This window comes from Pseudomonas sp. DE0010, assembly GCF_007680745.1.
GTDB lineage: Bacteria > Pseudomonadota > Gammaproteobacteria > Pseudomonadales > Pseudomonadaceae > Aquipseudomonas > Aquipseudomonas parafulva_B.
On sequence record NZ_VEJQ01000297.1, the window covers coordinates 1 to 237 of the forward strand.

The following is a 237-nucleotide window of genomic DNA, read 5'->3' on the forward strand; positions in this document are numbered from 1 at the left end:
GCCGCGGCGCTCGGCTATGTCGAGCGTCTCTGCGATGCCGATGCCGGCTGGACGGAAAGCCTGATCTATCTCTGGGGCGGCGCGGGTGCCGGTCGCAGCCACCTGATGCAGGCCGCCTGTCACCGCCTGGAAGAACTGGGCGAGCGCGCCATCTACCTGCCCATGGGCGAACTGGCCGACTACGGCGTCGAGCTGTTCGACAACCTCGAACAGTGCGAGCTGGTCTGCCTCGACGAT

Annotated in this window: 1 pseudogene; it reads left to right on the top strand. The window is 67.1% G+C overall.

The annotated features are described in order from the left end of the window. Nucleotides 1-237: pseudogene (locus FS767_RS22605) on the top strand (DnaA regulatory inactivator Hda); the annotation flags it as partial.